The following is a 7411-nucleotide window of genomic DNA, read 5'->3' as shown; positions in this document are numbered from 1 at the left end:
CAGGATCAAACTCTCCATAAAAGAAGTAAGCTTGATTAGCTCTTGTTGATTGGTTAAGCCAATCACTCTTTGAAGTACTTTCAGTACTCAATTATTGGAATTAACGTTGACATATTGTCATTCAGTTTTCAATGTTCATTTAAATAAATGTTCAAACAATATTGTACTAAAAACAAAGATTGTTTTCAACTTATTTTTCTTAACTATTTTTTAACACGTTTATAAATATATCGCATTTACAACGTCTTAACAAGAGTCAATTTTACACTTTCAATAAAAACTTTATTTATTGTTTTGTGTGTTTCGCCTGTCGTTTTCGGCGACTTTTATATAATATCAAGTGGCCAATAAAAAGTCAACGATATTCCTTAAAATTTTTACAAAAAATTAAAAAACACAAATTCGGATTGTAAATCATCCATAAATTTGTGTTTTTCTTCTCTATTTCGTCTTTTTGGTACTTGTACCTTTAATTTTTTCTTTCTTTTTTCTTTCTTCCAAAGATAGTTCATTATATTTGGGTAACATTATTAATTGATATGAATTACATAATAAAAGTCCAAATATCGTTAAATAAATCCAACTAGTATCCTCAACTCTTAAAAATGGGATTAATTCTACAGTTGTCATAACTATCATAAAGAACATAGAAGGAATCCATAAGTTCTTTTTAGATTGTTTATTTTTGATATTACTTGTAATAATCGCAAAAATAATTACAACAATAGGTAACCATATGAATGAAATAATTTGATCCGTGCCACCAAATCTTAAAAATCTAAAATAAACGAGGTCAAAAATCGCAAATACAGTTACAACGATTTGTACATGTGGCCATATCTTACCAAATATACCTATACCTAACTGATTGATAAACAAATAAATAAAATATGCTAGCTGACTTATTGTTGCAACCAGTAAGCCTACAACAACAAACCATATCGATGCTGCTACAAATTCGCCAACTTCTCCAGCGACTAAATATTTAGTTACTTTATCATATCCAAATATCAATGAAGATATATATGTAACAATTACACCGATTAACAGAGTATTCCTATAAAATTGTATTAAATATTTAAGAGTCACTAACTTACCTCCGTATTATGATTCCGTTGTAATATCAATAACATTTTCAGCTATTTGATCATAAATTTTGCCTAGTGGTTCATGAGAACCATAAATAGAAGGAGAGAAATTCTCTTCATTCCATTCTGGTTGACTCAACGGTAATTCTCCTAATAATGGCGTTTGTAACTCTTGTGCTAATTTAGCACCGCCACCTTTACCAAACACATATTCCTTATTTCCAGTTTCTTTACTTTGGAAATATGACATATTTTCTATGACACCTAGTATTGTATGTTCAGTATGTTTAGCCATAGCTCCAGCTCTTGCTGCAACAAATGCTGCGGTTGGATGAGGTGTTGTCACTATTATTTCCTTACTAGAAGGTAACATCGTATGCACGTCGAGTGCCACATCGCCCGTGCCTGGAGGTAAATCTAAGATTAAATAATCTAATTCTCCCCATTTAACTTCTGTGAAGAAACTAGTAATCATTTTACCTAGCATTGGACCTCTCCAAATTACAGGTGCGTTTTCTTCAACAAAGAAAGCCATAGAAATAACTTTAACACCTTCTCTTTCTACAGGTATGATATGCTCCCCTTCTACTTCAGGTTTTTCCTGAATACCCATCATATCAGGTACACTAAAACCATAAATGTCTGCGTCTACAAGACCAACTTTTTTTCCTTGTCTTGCTAATGATACTGCTAAGTTTACGGCAATAGTTGATTTACCAACTCCACCTTTACCAGAAGCTACTGCTATAAATTCAACTGGATTATCTTTAGATAATAATCCTTCTATTGTTTGTTCTTCCATTATTCCTTTGAATTTTTCTAATGTTTCTTCAGATAATTCATCGAAACGTATTCCAACAGTTTTAGCACCGTTGTCTTTTAATAGGTCTACAATTTCCATTTGTAAATCAAGTTGCGGTTGTCCACCCATCTTGGCAATCGCTATTTTAACACTAATGTGTTCTTTTTCTTCTTTAACGCTAACTTCTACAATTCCACCAGTTTCTTTAATTGGTACATCTACTATCGGGTCGTGTAACTCCCCTACTAATTCTTTAACCTGTTCTACAGATAACAATGCTACTACTTCCCTTCTTCTTGTTAATCTATTCGTATCATATTCAGTGTAACAAAAAATATAGATTAATTGTTAGTTTATTGTTCAAAAAAAGCAGGCGAGACATTAATTAAATGTCTCAGCCTGCTTCTTTTAAATTTAATTTGAATGATTTGGAATTCTTGTATTTTGGTGTTTGTTCTCTGTTTTTATAAACATAGAAAGTACTATACCAAAAAATACAATTACAGTTAATACTAGGAATGCAGTATTAATACCGTGTATCATTGCTTGAGATTGCAATATCTCAGCTTTATTTCCTGCACTTGCCGCTTCAAATTGTTCTTTTGATGGGTTAAAGTTTTTAGCACCAATTGACATGATTGTTACTAATATACCTGTACCGATCGAACCAGAAATTGTACGTAATGTATTCATCATAGCAGTACCATGTGATAATAAGTCGTTTGGTATTGCATTTAAACCAGCTGTATTTACAGGCATCATTATCATCGATACGCCGAACATTCTAATAGTATATACTACAATTAAATATACTAATGAAGTGTCTGTACTCATAAATGCCAGCATAAACGTTGTAATCGTTATAATTGTAAAACCTGTTATCGCTAACCATTTAGCACCATATTTATCGAATAATCTACCTGTTACAAGTGACATTACACCAGTAATAATTGCCCCAGGTAATAATAATAAACCGGAAATGAGCGCTGAATATCCTCTAGCATCTTGCATATACATTGGCATTAATAAAGATGGTCCTATTAAAGATATCATAGTAAATACACTAATAACTGTAGTTAAAGCGAATGTTTTATATTTAAACACTCTGATATTTAATAATGGATTTGTTAATTTTAATTGTCTTGTTAGGAATATTACGATTGTCACTATACCTATTATTAATGAAACAATAACAGTTAGTGATGAAAAGCCCATCGATCCTGCACTACTAAATCCATATAAGAGGGCACCAAACCCTACTGTTGATAATATAATTGATGGTACATCTAAATGAACATCTTTTGGTTTAGAAATATTAGTTAAATATTTCGCTCCAAAACTCAATGCTACTACTGCAAATGGAATGATTGAATAAAACGGACTTCTCCAACTAAAATTATCAACTAAGTAACCTGATAAAGTTGGTCCTATTGCAGGTGCGAATGAAATAACAAGACCTGCCATACCCATTGCAAAACCACGTTTTTCTTTAGGGAATAAATTAAATAGTACGAATTGCATAAGTGGCATCATAACGCCAGCGCCCATCGCTTGAAGTACTCTTGCTAACATTAAAACACTAAAAGTAGGTGCTAAAGCAGCAACTACCGTACCTATCGTAAACGATAGCATCGCCATTAAATAAAGTGGTCTCGTATTAAATTTGTCCATTAAAAATGCAGTGGCAGGTATCATAACACCATTGACTAGCATGAATCCTGTCATTAACCATTGCCCTTGGTTAGCATCAATATTTAAATGCACCATGATTTCAGGTATCGCTGTGTTTAATAAAGTTTGGTTTAAAATAGCCACGAAAGCACTGACTAACATGACAGCGACAACTAAATTTCTTTTACCTTTTGAAATATCCTGAACGTCCATGGTTTCATCTCCTTCTAAATATACCTTAGCTATTATGCACTAATTTATTTCGGAAATCAAAATAAACGTTCTATTTATTTAAATTTTTACTTTCTGGATAGAATATTTCAGTACAGATGTACAGAATCGTGATTATGATCAAAATCACCCAAAAATCAATTTTAATTTGAGAATAGTAAATATGAACGCAAAAATAAAACATAACGGTGCTCACCGATATCGTTAATAAGTGAAATGTCATACCTTTAAAATAAGGGTTATCATTTAATTTGGTTTTAAACCTATCTAGCAACAATTCAATGGCTACTAAAGTGAAATATCCGAATAGTATATAACTGCCGTAATAAATTAAATTGTCAATCATGCTTTTATTATAGTTAAACTCTGCTAAACCATAATATATAAGTATTCTGCTTAATCCAAACATACCAAAGGAAAGTAGCACGATAAATATAGCACCAGATATAGTAAATATACCTACGATAGCTAGTATCGCTAGCAAATGAAAAATATCAAAGCGTTTGTTTTTTCTTCTCATAAAGCGCTACTCCTTTTAAATATGTTTACATACAAATTAAATCTAACTTTTAACTTCTTTAAAAATAATCGCCCATACAAATGTTAATATCACTACAATTAACATGATGTATAACATAATATTTTGAATACCATATGCTAAAAACGGGACGTTTAATGCAAATATAGATGCAACAATTAATGAACCTGTTGTACTTCCGATTGTTTTGAACAATGTATAAATAGACATCATTGAACCTAAATGTTGAGGTGGTGACTCTTCTTGAACAATTACGACATCTTTTGTATATACCGTTCCAAATGAAGTTCCCATTACAAATACAGCAAAAGGTATAATCGCAATCATTTCAACACCTGTTAAGATGGCAAACGCCCCTACAAACATTGCTAAGAATGCTAACATATAAATAAATTTCAAAGCCAACTTATCTAATTTACCTAAAACAAAAGTAATAATTAGCCAACCTACAGACATAGGGAAAATGAGTAGTCCACTTTGCAATGGCGTAAAGTCTTGTTCATTTTGTAGGTATATAGGCATAAATATAGTGTATCCCATCAGCATTGTTGAATAAATCAAATCTGTAAATAATACGAGTATTATTTTCTTATTAATAGATGCTATCGGAACAAATGGATTTTTAACTTTCTTTTCAACTTTAAATAGTAAAAATATAAAAACAATTAAAGTAACAATACTTAGTATTCTTACTATGGAAGGAACTTGTTCAGAAACAATACACAAGAAACTAGCAACAGCTCCATAGAATACAATTAGGCCTTTATAATCCAATCTCGTTTTTTCAATTGTATCTTGTTCAAAATTAAAATACTTAATAACAAGCCACATTGAAATAAGAGCGATTGGAATATTGATATAGAATAAGAAACTCCAGTTTAAGGATTCTAATATTGCGCCACCAAGTAATGGTCCTACAATACTAGAAATACCCCAAACACTTCCTACTATTCCCATCACTTTATATCTTCTAGGTATAGGGAAAGCAAGTTTAGGAACGACTTGGCCAAGTGTCATCATCACACCTGCTCCCATACCTTGAATAATTCTAGAAAAAACTAAAAGTGTAAAACTTTGCGTTATTTCTGTAAGTCCACAAAGTATACTACCTATAATAAAGGTGGAGATACCTAGTAAAACAACATACTTAATATTTATTCTCTTTACTAACTCACCAACTATTGGCGTCATGAATACAACTGCCATTAAATAAACAGTAAATATCAATGCTACTTCTGTACCAATACCAAAATCTTTTTGCATTGTTGGTGTAGCCAAAGAAACAATAGATGTTTCAATAGCGCTCATAAACATGATTAATACAAGCGCTAATACAATGCCTTTATTTTTAGTCATAATTTACTCTCTTTCATATACAATTTCCCCATTTACAACTGTTTTTGTTGCCTGAATTGTAGCTAATTCTTTTTTATCAATTTCAAATGGATTTTTATTTAATACTGTGAAGTCCGCTTCATAACCTGCTTTAATCAACCCAGTTTTCTCAGTAGTTTGAGCTATCTTACTCGCCTGAGTTGTATAAAGACCAATTGCATCAAAAACAGGTAAAGCCTCCTCAATAAAATATGCACCATCTTGTCCATATGATTGTCTATTAACAGCAGCATGAATCCCTAAAATTGGATTAGGTATTTCTATCGGAGCATCTGAACCTCCACCTATTATAATATTACGTTCCAACATTGATTTAAATGGATATAAATACCTCGCTCTTTCTGAACCTACTTTGTCTTCAACCCATGGAAAATCGCTTGTTATAAATTGTGGTTGAACGTCACATATAACAGGTAATTTTGAAACACGTTCTAATAATTCTTCATTTAACGTACTAATATGGATTAAACGGTCTCTTAAGCCGTTTGGAACTGGATTGTTTTCTATCGCATCCAATACCATTTCGCAAGCCCTATCTCCTATCATGTGAACAGCTATAGCACCATTATGCTTTCTTGCAAGTTTCACTTTCTCATCTAGAGCTTCCGGTGTATAAATAGCTAGACCATAATTTTCCCCGCTCGGATCATTCGAGTAAGGTTCTTTCATTAATGCTGTACTCCCACCGAATGCCCCATCAGCGTAAAACTTCATCGCGTCTGGCTCTAGCCAATTTTCTACAAATGTAGCACCGTCTTGTATCATTTGTTCATACACACTAAAATGTCTTAACAGTCTAACTTTAAATGGTTTTTGATGTTGTTTATCTCCTATAACTGTTTTATATGCGTTTAATACATCTTTATAATCATTATAATAACCTAAATCTTCAGTATGTGCGCCAGTCACGCCAAATTGATATAAATAATCAACAGCATTTGTTAAATGTCTAGTTAAAGATTTTTCATCTTCAGTCATGGAAAGTTCTTCAAAAGGTTCCATTGCAGTATCGTATATCCACCCTGTTAACTCGCCGTTTACTTTTTCATATGATCCACCTTCAGGATTTTGAATATGATGATCAATATTTAATAATTCTAAAGCTTTAGAATTAACAAAAGCAGCATGTCTACATACACGTTTTACGATAACAGGATTCTCTTTACATAGTTCATCTAAATCATGTTTATTCAAACGTATACCATCAAGTAAATTTTCATCATAGCCTTCAGCAACAAGCCATTCACCTTCAGATAATTTTTCAGCTTTTAATTTGATTTTATTTTTAATTTTTTCAATATTCGTTTCTCCATTTAAAATTACGGAAGACAACCATACACCAGTTCCCATCACATGGATATGCGTTTCCACAAACCCTGGAAACATCGTTTCGCCTTTTAAATCAATAACTTCGTATTCTTTTTCATTTATTCGATTTAAATCATCTTGGTCCAAAACTTTTTCAACCTTGTTCTGATTAACAATTACACCTTTATATGTATCATCAGGATTTATCATTGTATAGATTGTGCCATTTTTGAAAAGCTTTTTCATCATATCCATCTCCTTGTAAAATTGCTCTTACGCTAATTCTACATATTAAACCAAAAAAAATACAACGATAAAAATAATAAAACCAATTAAAATAACAATCATTCTTGGCGTTCAGCATAGTTAAAAGCTTTT

6 protein-coding genes are annotated in these 7411 nt (G+C 31.8%); all 6 read right to left on the bottom strand.

What is annotated here, in order from left to right; genetic code table 11:
• Nucleotides 1-441 precede the first annotated feature (441 nt).
• On the bottom strand, nt 442-1089 hold the full coding sequence (locus LQ615_RS06735) for a KinB-signaling pathway activation protein (RefSeq protein ID WP_135022045.1): 648 nt from the start codon (nt 1087-1089) through the stop codon (nt 442-444).
• A gap of 15 nt (nt 1090-1104) precedes the next feature.
• Entirely contained in the window at nt 1105-2166 is a 1062-nt protein-coding gene (locus LQ615_RS06730; RefSeq protein WP_016998985.1) for an Mrp/NBP35 family ATP-binding protein, read from the bottom strand.
• Between the two features lie 138 nt (nt 2167-2304).
• Entirely contained in the window at nt 2305-3774 is a 1470-nt protein-coding gene (locus LQ615_RS06725; RefSeq protein WP_218688777.1) for an MDR family MFS transporter, read from the bottom strand.
• A gap of 70 nt (nt 3775-3844) precedes the next feature.
• Complete coding sequence (locus tag LQ615_RS06720) at nt 3845-4312, bottom strand: SepA family multidrug efflux transporter (RefSeq protein WP_016998983.1); 468 nt, start codon at nt 4310-4312, stop codon at nt 3845-3847.
• Between the two features lie 42 nt (nt 4313-4354).
• The gene (gene sdrM / locus LQ615_RS06715; RefSeq protein WP_218708774.1) at nt 4355-5686 is read right to left on the bottom strand and encodes a multidrug efflux MFS transporter SdrM; all 1332 of its coding nucleotides are present in this window, start codon (nt 5684-5686) and stop codon (nt 4355-4357) included.
• 3 nt (nt 5687-5689) lie between these two features.
• Nucleotides 5690-7282: an amidohydrolase gene (locus tag LQ615_RS06710; protein ID WP_239704064.1), complete on the bottom strand. Its 1593-nt coding sequence runs from the start codon at nt 7280-7282 to the stop codon at nt 5690-5692.
• Between the last annotated feature and the right edge of the window lie 129 nt (nt 7283-7411).

This window comes from Mammaliicoccus sp. C-M13 (assembly GCF_022386845.1).
In the GTDB taxonomy this organism is placed as follows: Bacteria; Bacillota; Bacilli; order Staphylococcales; family Staphylococcaceae; genus Mammaliicoccus; species Mammaliicoccus lentus.
Note: the sequence above shows the minus strand (reverse complement) of the source record. Positions and strands in the feature narration are given on the sequence as shown.

Bases quoted from the DNA above. Each gene is read 5' to 3' on its own strand.
- LQ615_RS06725 (WP_218688777.1), bottom strand. From the start codon at position 3,774: ATGGACGTTCAGGATATTTCAAAAGGTAAAAGAAATTTAGTTGTCGCT.
- LQ615_RS06720 (WP_016998983.1), bottom strand. From the start codon at position 4,312: ATGAGAAGAAAAAACAAACGCTTTGATATTTTTCATTTGCTAGCGATA.
- sdrM (WP_218708774.1), bottom strand. From the start codon at position 5,686: ATGACTAAAAATAAAGGCATTGTATTAGCGCTTGTATTAATCATGTTT.
- LQ615_RS06710 (WP_239704064.1), bottom strand. From the start codon at position 7,282: ATGATGAAAAAGCTTTTCAAAAATGGCACAATCTATACAATGATAAAT.